The following is a 15,700-nucleotide window of genomic DNA, read 5'->3' on the forward strand; positions in this document are numbered from 1 at the left end:
ATGTCATTCTTTCTTCCTTGGCAATTAGAATTAGCTGAGATATACCTAAAAAATAAAGATAAAATTCATACAAGTATAGTACATGGCTCGAATGGGATCGGGAAATTTGAATTTGCTTTTTCCTATGCCGCTTCCTTACTTTGTGAATCAGAACATAATACTATTGCATGTGGTGGTTGCACTTCTTGTAATCTGATTGAGAAAAATAATCATCCTGATTTGAAGCTTATATATCCAGAATCTATGAATATGAATAAATCTGAAATGTCTTTAGAAGGAGAGGGCTTTAGATATATAGATATAATAGAAAACAATAATTATTCTAGAGAAATTCGTGTTCAACAAATACGTGATTTATTACCTTGGTTAAATGTAACTTCGCATAGAGGAAAAAAGAAGATCATAATTATCTACTCTGCTAATTGTTTAAATGAAATTTCCTCTAATGCTTTGTTAAAAATATTGGAAGAGCCTCCGTTAGGAGTTGTGTTTCTGATAGTTACAAATAATCTACATAAATTATTGCCTACTATTATATCTCGTTGTCAATTAATACATTTACCAATACCTAAAAAAAATATTTCTTTAGATTGGTTACGAAATGTTACAAAATTAGATTTATTAGATATTGAAAAATGGTTAACTTTTACTGGAGGAGCTCCTTTAAAATCTTTTTTTATTATTAAGAATAACTTGAGTGAGCCATGTCCTTTTTGGATAATGGGATTTCTTGATCATATTTCTGGAAAAAGAGATTTTAAATTATATTCTTTTTTAGATGATAATTTTGATAAAATATCGTTGTTTGAATGGATTGATTTTTTTCAGAAATTATATTTTGATTTGATGTTAATAAAATTCAATAATAGTATTAGATATTTTATAAAAATAGAGGATACTATTTCCGACATATCCAAAAAAATAGAAAAGCACAATATAATAGAGATGATACTTTATTTGAATAACAAAAAGCTATTAATTGATAATAATCATAATATTAATGCTAGACTGTTAGTTAATGTATTATTACAAAAAATAATGACACAGGTTAATTAAAAATTATAAATATGTTTATAGATTCTCATTGTCACCTTAATTTTCCAGAACTTTCTAATAAGATCGATCTTATTCAAGATTCTATGCATATTAACAGAGTAACACATGCACTTGTTGCTAACGTTGGGAAAAAAAGTATTGATTCTTTAATTAGCTTGGTATCAAAACATAATAATTTGTTAGCTTCTATAGGAACCCATCCGGAGTATGATGTGGATGAAGAATTCTCAATAGATGAGATATGTAGTATTGCATCTTTAAATAAAAAAATAGTAGCGATAGGAGAAACTGGTCTTGATTATTATAAATGTAAAGATTATTTAGAATTACAAAGAGAGAGATTTCGTATACATATCCGTGCTGCTAGGATTTTAGGTTTTCCGTTAATAGTACACACAAGATCATCGGCTATTGATACAATAAAGATATTAAAAGAAGAAAAAGCAGATGAAGTAGGTGGTGTGATGCACTGTTTTACAGAGAGTTGGGATGTCGCAAAAGAGGCGATCGACCTAAATTTTTTTATTTCTATATCAGGCATTGTTACATTTAAGAATGCTTTTGCAGTTCATGAATTAGCCTTAAAAGTTCCCTTGGATAAATTACTAATAGAAACCGATTCTCCTTATTTATCACCAGAACCTTATAGGGGCAAGTTAAATGATCCATCTAATGTTATTTATGTTGCAAAAAAAATTTCTGAATTACGTAATATAGATATTGAAGAAGTAGGTAAACACTCAACAAAGAATTTTTTTGATCTGTTTAAAATATCTCCTTAACTCTAATGATTATTTAACTATATGTAACCAATCGTGGTTGTCAAATTTTTCCTTACAAAGCTTGTTGGCATTATAAATAGTATCTTCTGATATATCTATATTATTGATTAATTTATATTTATTTGAAAAAACATTGATCATATGATTAATAAAACTGGACCTTGATATACCAGTTTTACTTATGCCATTTTCAGCAACTCTTTTTTTAGCACTAGTTATACCTTTATCAGATATTTTCTCTTTGCCAATTCTCAATATCTCAACCATTTTACTAGTATTCATTTTATATGACATTGTTACATGATGTAAAATGGCATTTGAAAATCTAGCTTGAGCAGCACCACCAATTTTTTGACCAGAAGTAAGTATGATGTCATTTATGGGTTTATAGATTGCTTCTATTCCAATACTATTTAGTGCTTCCACTATCCAACTATCTAGCAATTGATAAGATTCTTGAAAATTAAGGTTAGAAACTAAATATTTTGGAATACTTATAGAATAGGTGATAGAATTTTCTGGCTCTACAAACATGGCTCCGCCACCACTTATTCTTCTAACTATCTGTACGTTGTGTCTTTTTGCAGCTTCTTCATTAATTTCGTTCCTAAATGATTGAAATCTACCTAACACTACAGCACTGGAATCCCATTCCCATATTCTAATAGTTGGTAAACGTATACCTTTATTAACTTCTTCTGTAATTATAGAATCAAGCGCCATATGCAAATTTGGGCTTTGTGGTATAGTGTGAATTAATTGCCACTCACAGTCCTCTAGACTCTTTACTTTATTCATACAATAGCTCTTTTAATTGCTATAGCAATATCTATAGGTGAGAATCCAAACATTTCAACATTTTTATTGAGGGATGTCTCTATTATATTTTCTATGTCTAGTTCGTTCAATGATGTAGATAACCCATTCAATTTATTATTTATAATTTCTAAAAATTCTGGAGGCTCTAAGAAAAAATCTCCACTAATCTGCACATTTTTAAATTTTTTATCTTCAGTTATTTCAAAATCAATTTCTACTAACTTTCCATTAGGAACTTTATATCCAATATGAATCACAATGATACCTGTCTTAAAATTTTACATAATATACATTATACGCATAGGAAAATTATTCCCATTCTACTGTTGCTGGTGGTTTATTAGATATGTCGTATACAACCCTATTAATACCATGAACCTCATTTATTATTCTCGATGATATTTTCGACAACAAATCGAATGGCAAGTGAAACCAATCTGCAGTCATAAAATCATTAGTTTTTATAGCTCTTAAAGCGATAACATACTCATATGTACGATTATCTCCCATTACACCAACAGATTTAATAGGTAGAAAAACGGCAAATGCTTGTGATATAGAATCGTACCAGCATTTATTTGTTTCTTTATTTATATTATTTTTTAACTCTTCTATAAAAATATTATCAGCTTTTTTAAGAAGCTTTAAAAATTCTGATTTTACTTCTCCTATAATTCTAACACCTAGACCAGGACCAGGGAAAGGATGACGGAAAAGCATTTCGTCATCCAATCCCAGTTCTTTTCCTAATCGTCTTACCTCATCTTTAAATAGATGTTTAAGAGGCTCTAAAAGCTTTAAACTCATTTTTTCCGGTAGCCCTCCTACATTGTGATGAGATTTTATGACTTTTTTTCCGTGAGATGATTCTATTATGTCAGGATATATGGTACCTTGAGCCAACCAGCGTACATCTTTGATTTTATTGGCTTCTTTTTGAAATATATCGATGAATTCATTTCCGATAATCTTTCTTTTTGCTTCTGGATCAGTTATACCTGCTAATTTATCTATAAATGTTTTAGAGCTATCTACGTAAATAATATTCATTTTCATATTATTAGAAAACATTTTTTTTACTTGATTCAGTTCTTCAAGACGCATTAAGCCATTATCTACAAAAATACATGTCAATTGATCTTTTATGGCCTTATGTATTAGTATAGCTGCTACTGAAGAATCCACTCCACCGGATAAGCCTAATATTACCTTATCTTTCCCAACTAAAGATTTTATCTCTTCTATGCTTTTATCAACATAATCAGGCATATTCCATTTCAGATTACATCCACATATATTGATAACAAATCTTTTTAATATTTCAGATCCTTTTGCAGTATGAGTAACTTCTGGATGAAATTGTAAAGCATATAGTTTTCTATCTGTATTTTCCATTCCTGCTATAGATGATGTGGTTTTAGAGTAAGATATTTTATCAAAACCTTTTGGTAAAATAGTTACCGTGTCGGCATGACTCATCCATACTTTTAGTATTCTTTGATTGTCTTCTGTAAAATCACTGAGATCACCTAACAATTGACTATTTCCACAATTTATTACTTCTGTGTAGCCGAATTCTCTGTTTTCTAAACTATTAACCATCCCACCTAATTCCATAGCCATAGCTTGCATTCCATAACATATTCCAAGTATCGGAATACCAAGCTGAAATATAGAAGGCGGTAATTTTAATTTCAAATCTTCCTCATGAGCAGAGGCAAAACTACCAGATAAAATAATACCCTTTAATCCCTTATTTATATGCTCTTGTAAAGTTTTTTCACTGATATCATTAGATTCAACTTCAGTGTAAACACCTATTTCTCTTATTCTTCTAGCTATAAGTTGTGTAACTTGTGAGCCGTAGTCAACTACTAAAATATGTTCGTTCATATATTAATTTATCTGTTTATAACTTTCTATTAATCTGATCTATAATTAGGAGCTTCTTTTGTGATATTTATATCATGCACATGAGACTCGTATATCCCAGACGATGTAATTTCAACGAATTCTGTTTTCTCTTGCATATCTCTTATAGAAGAGCAACCACAATAGCCCATTGAAGCACGTAAACCGCCTATAAGTTGATATATTATTGATATGACACTGCCCTTATAAGCAACCCTTCCTTCTACTCCTTCTGGCACTAATTTATCAGTGTTTTTATTGCTTTGAAAATATCTATCTGCAGAGCCATTTGCCATAGCGCCAATACTACCCATGCCTCTATAAGATTTATAGGTTCTTCCTTGAAATATTGTAACTTCCCCAGGGGCTTCTTCTGTTCCTGCAAAAATACTTCCCATCATACATGAAGAAGCGCCAGCAGCTATAGCTTTAGCTATATCTCCTGAATATCTGATCCCACCATCTGCTATTATAGGAACATTAGACCCTTTTATAGCCTTAGAGACATCTGATATTGCAGTTATTTGAGGTATTCCAACTCCAGATATTATCCTGGTGGTACAAATAGATCCTGGGCCGATACCAACCTTAATACCATCTACTCCTTGTTCTATTAGGCTTTTTGCAGCAACTCCAGTAGCAATATTACCTCCTATTATATCCAGATCAGGAAAATTATTTTTTATCCATCTAATCCTATCCAGGACTCCTTTAGAATGTCCATGTGCTGTATCTACAATTACAACATCTACACCCGAATTAACAAGAGACTCAATTCTTTCCTCTGTGCCCGGATTAATACCTACAGCAGCTCCAACTATTAATTGACCTCTAGAATCTTTACTAGCAATTGGATGTTCAGTATTTTTAACTATGTCCTTAACAGTAGCTAGACCACGCAGTTTAAAATCATCATTTACTATAAGTACCCTTTCAAGTCTATGCTTATGCATTAGGGATTTAGCTTCGTCTAAAGTAGCTCCTTCTTTCATGACTATGAGACGCTCTTTCGGGGTCATGATATTTTTAAGTGGCTGATTAAGATTATCTTCAAATCTTAGATCACGATTTGTGATGATACCAACAACAACATCGTTATTTACTACAGGCAATCCCGAGATACCAAATTTTTTTTGCAAAGATATGGCATCCCCTACTTTCATTTCTGGAGTTACTGTTATTGGATCTATAACTATACCAAACTCATGCCTTTTAACACATGATACTTCTTTAGCTTGTTCTTCTATTGTTAAATTCTTATGAATTATTCCTATTCCCCCTTCTTGAGCAAGTGCTATTGCTAGACTGGATTCTGTAACAGTATCCATTGCAGCAGATACTAGTGGTATATTAAGGCTAATATTTTTAGTTAACATAGTTAACAAAGAAGCATCTTTTGGTAGAATTTCAGAATATGATGGTACTAATAGAACATCATCAAATGTAAGGGCTTTTTTAGATATACGCATCGTAAGTACTTTAAAATTATATTCTTGAAATTGTACTTTATAAATTACCAATAAAAAAGCGTGACTTTAAAAAGCCACGCTTTTTCTTCTGTAATATTTAAATTATTATTTTTTCAGCAACATCTAACATTACCATTAGACCCATATCTAGAATCTTGACATGTTTTGAAAAATTCCTCATATGTCATCGGTTCTTTATCTGGATGCGTTTTTTTGATATGGTTAACATAGTTTTCATAACTATGAATTCCAACCATTAACCTAAGAGTATCACCAAGGTATTTGCTAGCTGTCACAGCCTTTTTACCAAAATCAAATAACATTTAAATTTTCCCTATAGTCTAAGATTCTATACATGTTGGATTAATATTTCTCCTTGCTTCTAATATAGATTTAACTCCGTAAAACATTAAGCTTATAACAACTAGCATAAATAGAGAGCATAAGGTAGCATTTACGTAGTCATTGGTAATTATTGTTTGCATCTCTGAAATTGATCCAGCTGGAAATAATATATTTCCTTGAGTAATTGCTTCTTTATATAACATTGCGTGAGATATAAAACCAACATTAGGATTAATGTCAAATAATTTTTGCCATGCAGCACATAACGTACATATCAATAACCATACAGTTGGTATTATTGTTACCCATGCATACTTGTCTCGTTTCATCTTAAACAAAATAACTGTACTCATTATCAAAGCTATAGCTGCTAACATCTGATTTGCCATTCCAAATAATGGCCACAAAGTATTTATACCACCTAAAGGATCTTCTACACCTTGATATAAAAAATATCCCCATGATGCCACACAAAAGCTAGTTGCTAATATGCTTGCAAAAATTGAGTCAGTACGCTTCAATGAAGGGACAAATGTTCCTAGAAGATCTTGCAACATAAATCTACCTGATCTAGTTCCAGCATCAACTGCGGTTAATATAAATAATGCTTCAAATAATATAGCAAAGTGATACCAGAAACCCATCATAGAAGGACCACCAATTAATTGATGAAAAATATGAGCCATGCAAACAGCTAAAGTAGGAGCACCACCTACTCTTGAAATAATAGTTGGCTCACCAACATTTTGAGCAATCTGTACTAATTCATCTGGTCTTATCACAAAACCCCAATTTGAGACAACTTGTGCAACTTCTTCTGGAGTTGTTCCTATGAAAGCAGCTGGACTATTCATTGCATAATACACACCTGGATCTATTATACAAGCTGCTATCAAAGCCATGATAGCGACGAAAGATTCCATCACCATGCTTCCATAACCAATATATCTTGTTTGAACCTCGTTTTCTATTAGCTTTGGAGTAGTGCCTGATGCTATCAGGGCATGAAACCCAGAAACTGCGCCACATGCTATTGTAATAAATAAGAATGGAAATAATTTACCAGACCAAACAGGACCGTTGCCATCAGCAAATTGTGGTACAAATGCAGGCATTTTGATCTCTGGTGCTACAATAATTATACCTGCAGCCAAACCTAGTATTGTTCCTATCTTTAAAAAAGTTGATAAGTAATCACGAGGGGCAAGTAATAACCATATAGGCAATACAGATGCTATGAAACCATAACCAATTAATATCCATGTAAGAGTTTTTCCATCCCAATCAAATATATATGACAATGTTTGATTAGTCATGGCTTCTTGCCCAAATACTATTGCTCCCATTAGCAAGGCAAACCCAATAATTGATATTTCACCAATTTTTCCTGGTCTAATGTAGCGTAAATAAACTCCCATAAACAGAGCAATCGGAACAGTTGATGATACAGCAAAAGCTCCCCAAGGAGAGTGTGTTAAAGCTTTAACAACTATAAGTGCTAATACAGCTAATATTATAATCATTATGATAAATGTACCAAATAGAGCTATTAATCCAGGTACTGGACCTAACTCTGATTTTATGATTTCACCTAATGATTTACCATCACGTCTTGTTGAAATAAACAAAACAATAAAGTCTTGAACAGCTCCAATAAAAACCACACCAGCAAGAATCCATAACATTCCTGGTAAATAACCAATTTGTGCAGCCAATACTGGTCCTACTAATGGTCCAGCACCTGCTATTGCTGCAAAATGATGACCAAATAGTATATGTTTATTGGTTGGAACATAATCTATTCCATCGTTAAATCTCCAAGCTGGACTTAGACGCTTGGGATTTAACTGGAAAACTTTCTCAGCAATAAACTTACTGTAATATCTATAAGCTATTAAATATACGCACACAGAAGCTGTTAAAAGCCACAAAGCATTTATAGTTTCACCGCGATTTAAAGCAATAACTCCCAGAGAAGATGCGCCTAGAATTGAAATGGCTATCCAGATTAGGTGCTTACTAAAGCTCCTCCTACTACTTTGCATAATAATTGACTCCTCTCGCACGAAATAATTCCTACGAGGCTTAGATTCTGAGAAGAGTAATTTTTTCTCAGAGGGGTGTGTTGTTACAAGGATATAATAAAATACTTTCATAAAATTTAAGAAACTTTATGAAACCATATTAATTAAGTCTATTTTAAAACCTACGGATATCTATTTGATTGTCTATAATATCTTTCTCCCATAATAAAACTTCCAATGAATATTGAAGAATTATATGGTACTGTGTTGTCGAATGCACGGAATTTTTGAAATTATTGTTATAATGTTTATACAAAGATATATTATTTATTTGTTTGTGAATCGATTACGCTTTTATGCCATCTATCTAAATGTTTTTTCATAAATTCTGGATATTTGTTGTATATAATGTCAGCAGCCCTATGGGCTAGTTCTATAATTCTAACATCATTGTCTAAATCGCAGAATTTTAGTAGACTAATTCCAGACTGCTTGGTTCCAAGAAAATCTCCAGGTCCACGTATCTTTAAGTCACGGCTTGCTATTTCAAATCCATCAGATGTTTCAAACATTGCCTTTAATCGGTATTTTGCAATAGTTGATAAAAGATTTTTATATAATAAAACACATGTGGACTCAACATCTCCTCTACCGACTCTACCACGTAACTGATGGAGTTGAGCTAATCCAAATCTTTCTGCATGATCTATAATCATTATAGAGGCATTGGGAATATCAACACCAACTTCTATAACAGTGGTAGCCACTAAGATATCTAAATCGCCATCTCGAAATGATTTCATTGTATTCACTTTCTCTTGGCCAGATATTTGACTATGTATTAATCCAATATTTAAATCTGTAAATCTATCTTTTATATGATTAAAAGTATTAACTGCATTTTGTAGATCATTTTTCTCTGTATCGTGCACTAACGGACAAACCCAGTAAGCTTGATTTCCATTTCTAACTGATGATGCGACATGCATTAATACTTTTTCACGACGATCATCTGATATTAATTTTGTAGTTATTGGTTTTCTGTTTTGAGGAAGCTCGTCTATAATAGAAATCTCCATATCTGATAGAAATGCCATGGCCAACGTTCTAGGTATTGGTGTTGCGCTCATTGACAATAAATGAGGATATATAGTTTCATTTTCTTTTTCAGCTCCTTTTTTATACAAAGATAATCTTTGTTCTACCCCAAAACGATGTTCTTCATCTATTATCGATAACCCTAATTCTTTGAATTTTATATATTCTTGTATTAAGGACTGTGTTCCAATAATTAGGCTAATATTCCCATTTAATACGTTGTCTTTAATAATATTTCTTTCTCTAATAGATTTACTGCTTGTAATTAATTCTGTATTTATTCCTAGTCTAGAAAACCACAGGCTTATTTTAGAATAATGTTGTTCTGCTAATATTTCAGTAGGAGTCATTATAGCTACTTGTGTTTTGTTTGTTATAGCTTGTAAGGCAGCAATAACAGCAACTATTGTCTTACCGCTACCAACATCTCCTTGCAATAAACGATACATAGGATAGCCATGAGTTAAATCAAAAGATATTTCTTTTATAGCTCTTTTTTGTGCTTTTGTTAAATCAATACCAGTTATATTTATAAGATTTTTTACATTATTCCAGAATTCTTTATTTGCCTGTAGGGATCTTGCTTTGTTTTTTTTTCTTATATTTCGCGAGATTTCTAAAGACAATTGATTTGCTAATAATTCATCAAATTTTATCCTGAACCAAGCTGGATGTGTTTTTTGTAATAGTGAATTAATTGGTATATTTATAGATGGACTATGTATAGCTCTTATAGCACTAGAAAAAGTCATCAAGTTAAATGATTTAATTATATTTTCTGGTAAAGTGTCACATATATTTTGCTTATTAATTAAATCTGCTATCTTTTTTCTAATTTTTAACTGACTCATGCCTTTAATTGAATGATATATTGGAGTTAAAAACTTAGATAAATCTTTATGACGGTCGTATATTTTAGGGTGTATAATTTCAGTAGTTAAGAAGTTTTTTCTTATCTCACCACCAATTCTTATTTTATTACCGACGATAAAATTCTTGAAATAAGATTCATGGAAGTGAAACCACCTTAATTGCAAATCTCCACTTCCATCTGTCAATATAATAATTAGATTCTTTTTTTTATTATGATACTTTATATAGACATCTCTAATAATTCCATCAACAATAGAATAAGAGTTTTTTTGTAATGTTTCTATTTTTGTCACAGCCGTTTCATTTTCATAACGAAACGGCATATGAAGAATTAAACTATCTTGTTCATTTAATCCCATTTTTCTTAAGATTTAAATATGTTCCAGTACTTTTAATAGCCATATAATACTCAATTTATGATAAATATCAATATATTGGATTACAAAAATACTTGAAATAATTTACTCTATATTTACATTGATAGTATAACTTCAATCTCAAATTTCGCACCTTTTGGTAAACTAGATACTTCTAAAGTAGTTCTAGCTGGGAACGGTTTTGGAAACAAATCAGACATTATACTATTAACTGTTTCAAATTTACTTAAATCAGTTAAATATAAAGTAGTTTTAATAATATTATCTAAAGATGCTCCTGAAGCCTCTATAACACATATCATGTTTTTAAAAGCTTGTTTAACTTGTAGATCAAAGCTTCTGTCTTCAAGTTTTCCTGTGCTTGGATCTAAGCCTATTTGTCCAGATAAAAATACCATTTTGTTAGGAGAACAGGATACTGCCTGAGAATATGGTCCTACAGCAGCTGGCGCTTTATCAGTGTGAATTATTTGTTTATTCATAAAAATTTACCTTAAAAATTAATTATTAACAAAAGCTCTTTCTATTACATAATCACCAACTCCATTTACATTTGAAGAAGCCTTGAAGCCTAGTTCATCTAAGATTTTGCTTATATCCATCAAAGCTTGAGGACTACCGCAAATCATAGCACGATCGGTTTTACAATCTATGTTTGATAGTCCTGTCTTATTAAAGAATTCATCAGAATTTATTAAATTAGTTATCCTAGAATTGCTATAAAAATCTTGTCTGGTAACAGTAGGATAATAAATTAATTTTTCTTTTACCTCACTACCAATCAGTTCATTGTTTGGTAATTGTTCTTCTATCATTTGTTTATAGGCTAATTCATTTATAGATCTTACTGAATGTATAAGAATTACTTTTTCAAAAATCTCGTAAATCTTGTAGTCCTTTATTATGCTTAAAAAAGGAGCTAGTCCTGTTCCTGTTGCAAATAGAAACAATCTTTTTCCTGGTTTTAAGTTATCAGTAACTAAAGTGCCGACAGACTTATTGCTCACAAATATTTCATCACCAGTTTTTAATTGTTTTAATTTAGATGTTAATAGTCCATTGGGGACTTTTATGCTTAAAAATTCCAAATAATCCTCATAATTAGCACTAGCTATGCTATAAGCTCTCATTAATGGCCTGTCATTAAGCATTAATCCAATCATAACAAAATGTCCATTGATGAACCTGAATGATCTGTTTCTAGTTGTCCTGAAAGAAAAGAGTTTCTCACTCCAATGATGGACATCTATAATTTTTTCAATATTTATATTATTCATTGCAATTTCATATTTCATATAAGATTTATAACTATAATTCGATTATAAAATATAATTTTAAGTAATAGTGTACTTATATTGTATTTGTATTTATCTTATAAAAATTGCTTGAAGGTCATTAAGAAATTTCCATCCAAGAGGTGTTGCTATAAATTTTTCACTGTTTTTAGATAATAACTTTCTTTCATAAGCTATATTCAGCTTTTCTTTCATTATATCAACAGACAACCCAGTACGAAATTTAAATAATTGTTTGCTGACACCGTCTTTTAGTCTTAAAACATTTAACATAAACTCAAAAGGAAGTTCCTCATTTGAAATATAAATGCTATCAATGATATGGCTATTATTCATTTTCATAGCTTTATTCATCCATAAACTAGGATTATAAATTCTTTTCTGTCTTATTATCTTATTATGAAAAGATATTTTACTATGCGCACCAGGACCTATACCTAAGTAATCACCAAATGTCCAATAATTTACATTATGTATTGATTTGAATCTGTCCTTTGAGTAAGCTGATATTTCATACCTCTTCATTCCTATTTCTCCCAATTCTGATTCTATTAAATCCTCCATATCAGACGAGGTATCCTCAGCAGGTAGATCTATTGGTAGTTTTTTTGAGAAAAATGTATTAGGTTCTATTGTAAGATGATATATAGAAAGATGTTTAGTATTGAATGATTTCACTAAATTTAAATCATTTACAAAATTATCAATAGTCTGACCAGGTAATGAAAACATTATATCAATATTTACATTTTCCACTAAATTCTGTGCACAAGAAATTGAGTTTAATGCATCTTGTCTATCATGTATTCTTCCTATTTTTTTTAAATTATTGTTATCAAAACTTTGTACACCTATAGAAAAACGATTTATACCGCTCTCTTTAAATCCCTTCATTTTTAATGAATCAACTGTACCAGGATTTACTTCCATAGTTAATTCAGCATTTGGTAAGATCTTTAGATATGTTCTTAGCATTTCTAGTATTTTATCTATAGTTTTAACTGATAAAATGCTAGGAGTTCCTCCACCAATAAAAACAGAGATAATAGATCTATTCCATATCAGTGCCAGTGATTGCTCCAAATCGCATCGTAAAGATTCTAGAAATATTGTTTCGTCAATATTACTTGGATCTTTACTATGAGAATTAAAATCACAATATGGGCATTTGCTAACACACCACGGGATATGTACATAAATAGATAATGGCGGGAGAGTTTTTATAAAAATATCATTATCAGAATTTATATTGTTATTTTTCTTTTCTATTTTTATAGGAATTGTAATCATGAAGTTACTATGCATGCATAATTTTATTTATTAATTTGCCTACTGCAATAGATCTATGGCTTATCAAATTTTTTTCTTTCATGGTCATTGACGCTATTGTCTTTCCAAATTTTGGTAAGTAAAAATGTGGGTCATAGCCAAATCCATTATTTCCTGACGGCTCATCTACTATCTCTCCATACAATCTTCCTTCAGAAATCAATGGAGTAGGATCGTCGGGATTATTTAGGAAAACAATAACACTTACATAGTAAGCCTTACGATTATCTATATTATTTAAATTTCGTATTAATAAATTATTATTAGAAATCCTGCTATTCGGTTTATCTAATAAAGCATATCTAGCTGAAAATATTCCAGGATAATTATTTAAAGCATCAACACATAAACCAGAATCCTCTGCTATTGTTGGCAGATTAGTTAATCTAGAAATATGTCTAGCTTTTTCTATTGCATTTTCTATAAAAGTAATATGTTTTTCGTTAGTAGCATTAATACCAAATTTGCTTTGAGGTATTATATCTATGGTATTTTTTGAAAAAATATCTACAAACTCTTTAATCTTGTTAGGGTTTGTAGAAGCTAAAACTAATTTGTTAATTTTTTTAATTCCATCTAAAACTTCTTCTGATTGCAGAAAATATAATTTTCTATTAATTTTTATTAATCTTATACTAATTATTAAAACTACTTAATAATATCACATGCTCTATTTCCAAGAATAGTTTCTAATTCCATTAGATTATTATCCTTTATTAAAAATATTTTGTTACGTATAATTAATATTATTGAATATTATAATAATTTTTTATGTATATATTTATAGTATTCTAATTAATAATCTGTTGAGTCATTTTAACTTATTATTATTTATAACAGTATGCAAGATGTAATTATTTATTAATGGTAATATAACTATGGAAGAACATTCTTGTAAAAACGTCAATATACGTCATTTTCTACAATTAAAAGATCTAACAAAAGAAGAAATTCTTTATGTGTTAAAGCGTGCTAGTTTGATTAAATCAAAATTCAAAAATTATGAAACACACATGCCTTTGCATGATCGTACACTAGCTATGATTTTTGAGAAAGCTAGTACAAGAACTAGAGTTTCTTTTGAAGCCGGAATGTATCAAATGGGAGGATCCGTAATCAATCTAACAAATAATGATTCTCAACTTGGAAGATCAGAGCCGATTGAAGATACAGCTAAAGTTATATCTAGAATGGTTGATATAGTAATGATTAGAACTTTTGATCAGATTAGAATTGAGAAATTTGCTAAACATTCACGTGTACCAGTTATCAATGGTTTGACTAATGAATTCCATCCTTGTCAAATTTTAGCTGATATATTTACTTTCTTAGAACATAGAGACTCTATAGTTGGAAAAAAAATAGCATGGATCGGCGATGCTAATAATATGTCTTATACATGGGTGCAAGCAGCTGAAATTCTTGGTTTTACACTACACTTTTCCTCTCCTGCCGACTACAAGATGGATAGTTCCATAGTAGGAAATGTTTCAAGTTCTTATTTAAAGCAATTTAATGACCCTAGAGAAGCATGTAGAGATGTTGATCTCGTGACGACCGATGTCTGGACAAGCATGGGTTATGAATCCGAAAATGTAAAAAGATCGAAAGCTTTTGCTGATTGGATAGTAGATGATAGTATGATGTCCATGGCAAACAGTGATGCTTTATTTATGCATTGTCTCCCGGCACATAGAGGTGAGGAAGTAACCGCAAGTGTTATAGATGGCCCTCAGAGTGTCGTATGGGATGAAGCAGAAAATCGCATGCATGTACAAAAAGCATTAATGGAATTTCTTATACTAGGGAAACTTTAATATATAAAAATGCCTATATTCAATGAAAGAACTATAGGCATTTTTATTCTTGTTTGGTGGGTGCTACAGGATTCGAACCTGTGACCTACGCCTTGTAAGGGCGCCGCTCTACCAACTGAGCTAAGCACCCTAATTCTCAATCAAGGCCACAACTCAAGATAACATCACATTCTACACTTAATCTATAAAATAGCAAGCATATTTTTCAATACTTATTAATTTACTGCTTCCTTTAAGGCTTTGCCTGGCTTAAATTTAGGAACTCTGGTTTTTTTGATCTTTATTGTTTCACCGGTACGTGGATTACGTCCTGTTCTTTCTGCTCTAGTTGATACAGCAAAAGAACCAAAACCTACCAATGTTACAGTATCACCTTTTTTCATTGTGTTTTTAATAGCATCTAGAAAAGAATCTATAGCTCTATTAGCTGATGCTTTTGATATACCGGCATTAACAGCAATGTGATCAATGAGTTCTGTTTTATTCATTTATATTATCCTTTAAA

At 30.9% G+C, this 15,700-nt stretch carries 15 protein-coding genes and 1 tRNA gene; 3 read left to right on the plus strand and 13 right to left on the minus strand.

Annotation, left to right across the window (positions count from 1 at the left end; all coding sequences use genetic code 11):
* Both ST1E_RS01760 and ST1E_RS01765 read left to right on the plus strand, forming a co-directional pair.
* Positions 1-1,056 (plus strand): DNA polymerase III subunit delta', encoded by a 1,056-nt coding sequence (locus ST1E_RS01760; RefSeq protein WP_015389532.1) that lies wholly within the window; start codon positions 1-3, stop codon positions 1,054-1,056.
* Between the two features lie 11 nt (positions 1,057-1,067).
* The gene (locus ST1E_RS01765) at positions 1,068-1,838 is read left to right on the plus strand and encodes a TatD family hydrolase (RefSeq protein WP_015389533.1); all 771 of its coding nucleotides are present in this window, start codon (positions 1,068-1,070) and stop codon (positions 1,836-1,838) included.
* 9 nt (positions 1,839-1,847) lie between these two features.
* Here the strand turns inward: ST1E_RS01765 and ST1E_RS01770 are convergent, their stop codons facing one another.
* From ST1E_RS01770 to rdgB, 11 genes are all read right to left on the minus strand, one after another.
* Positions 1,848-2,636, minus strand: coding sequence for a lipoate--protein ligase family protein (locus ST1E_RS01770; protein WP_015389534.1), 789 nt, complete (start codon positions 2,634-2,636; stop codon positions 1,848-1,850).
* Positions 2,633-2,914 carry a lipoate-protein ligase small subunit gene (lplB, locus tag ST1E_RS01775; RefSeq protein ID WP_015389535.1) on the minus strand — a complete coding sequence of 94 codons (282 nt, stop codon included), beginning with the start codon at positions 2,912-2,914 and terminating at the stop codon, positions 2,633-2,635. The genes ST1E_RS01770 and lplB overlap by 4 nt, the downstream gene beginning before the upstream one ends.
* 52 nt (positions 2,915-2,966) lie before the next feature.
* Positions 2,967-4,550, minus strand: coding sequence for a glutamine-hydrolyzing GMP synthase (guaA, locus tag ST1E_RS01780; RefSeq protein WP_015389536.1), 1,584 nt, complete (start codon positions 4,548-4,550; stop codon positions 2,967-2,969).
* A 29-nt stretch (positions 4,551-4,579) separates the two neighbouring features.
* On the minus strand, positions 4,580-6,037 hold the full coding sequence (gene guaB / locus ST1E_RS01785; RefSeq protein ID WP_015389537.1) for an IMP dehydrogenase: 1,458 nt from the start codon (positions 6,035-6,037) through the stop codon (positions 4,580-4,582).
* Positions 6,038-6,150: 113 nt separating this feature from the next.
* Positions 6,151-6,360, minus strand: a complete 210-nt coding sequence (locus ST1E_RS01790) for a YbdD/YjiX family protein (RefSeq protein WP_015389538.1) — start codon at positions 6,358-6,360, stop codon at positions 6,151-6,153.
* 18 nt (positions 6,361-6,378) lie between these two features.
* Positions 6,379-8,427: a carbon starvation CstA family protein gene (locus ST1E_RS01795; protein WP_015389539.1), complete on the minus strand. Its 2,049-nt coding sequence runs from the start codon at positions 8,425-8,427 to the stop codon at positions 6,379-6,381.
* A gap of 302 nt (positions 8,428-8,729) precedes the next feature.
* On the minus strand, positions 8,730-10,736 hold the full coding sequence (gene recG, locus ST1E_RS01800; RefSeq protein WP_015389540.1) for an ATP-dependent DNA helicase RecG: 2,007 nt from the start codon (positions 10,734-10,736) through the stop codon (positions 8,730-8,732).
* Positions 10,737-10,849: 113 nt separating this feature from the next.
* Positions 10,850-11,236 carry a Rid family detoxifying hydrolase gene (locus ST1E_RS01805; protein WP_015389541.1) on the minus strand — a complete coding sequence of 129 codons (387 nt, stop codon included), beginning with the start codon at positions 11,234-11,236 and terminating at the stop codon, positions 10,850-10,852.
* A gap of 18 nt (positions 11,237-11,254) precedes the next feature.
* Positions 11,255-12,031: a ferredoxin--NADP reductase gene (locus ST1E_RS01810; RefSeq protein ID WP_041185963.1), complete on the minus strand. Its 777-nt coding sequence runs from the start codon at positions 12,029-12,031 to the stop codon at positions 11,255-11,257.
* 90 nt (positions 12,032-12,121) lie between these two features.
* Positions 12,122-13,339: a radical SAM family heme chaperone HemW gene (hemW, locus tag ST1E_RS01815; protein WP_015389543.1), complete on the minus strand. Its 1,218-nt coding sequence runs from the start codon at positions 13,337-13,339 to the stop codon at positions 12,122-12,124.
* Between the two features lie 7 nt (positions 13,340-13,346).
* Entirely contained in the window at positions 13,347-14,021 is a 675-nt protein-coding gene (rdgB, locus tag ST1E_RS01820; protein WP_326924009.1) for an RdgB/HAM1 family non-canonical purine NTP pyrophosphatase, read from the minus strand.
* 235 nt (positions 14,022-14,256) lie between these two features.
* On the opposite strand from rdgB, the gene argF reads away from it, so the two are divergent.
* Positions 14,257-15,195, plus strand: coding sequence for an ornithine carbamoyltransferase (gene argF / locus ST1E_RS01825; protein ID WP_015389545.1), 939 nt, complete (start codon positions 14,257-14,259; stop codon positions 15,193-15,195).
* Between the two features lie 54 nt (positions 15,196-15,249).
* Here the strand turns inward: argF and ST1E_RS01830 are convergent.
* Both ST1E_RS01830 and ST1E_RS01835 read right to left on the minus strand, forming a co-directional pair.
* Positions 15,250-15,325 (minus strand) — tRNA-Val (locus ST1E_RS01830).
* 85 nt (positions 15,326-15,410) lie between these two features.
* Positions 15,411-15,683 (minus strand): HU family DNA-binding protein, encoded by a 273-nt coding sequence (locus ST1E_RS01835; protein ID WP_015389546.1) that lies wholly within the window; start codon positions 15,681-15,683, stop codon positions 15,411-15,413.
* Positions 15,684-15,700: the final 17 nt, after the last annotated feature.

The sequence above is a fragment of the Candidatus Kinetoplastibacterium galatii TCC219 genome, assembly GCF_000340905.1.
Classification (GTDB): domain Bacteria; phylum Pseudomonadota; class Gammaproteobacteria; order Burkholderiales; family Burkholderiaceae_B; genus Kinetoplastidibacterium; species Kinetoplastidibacterium galati.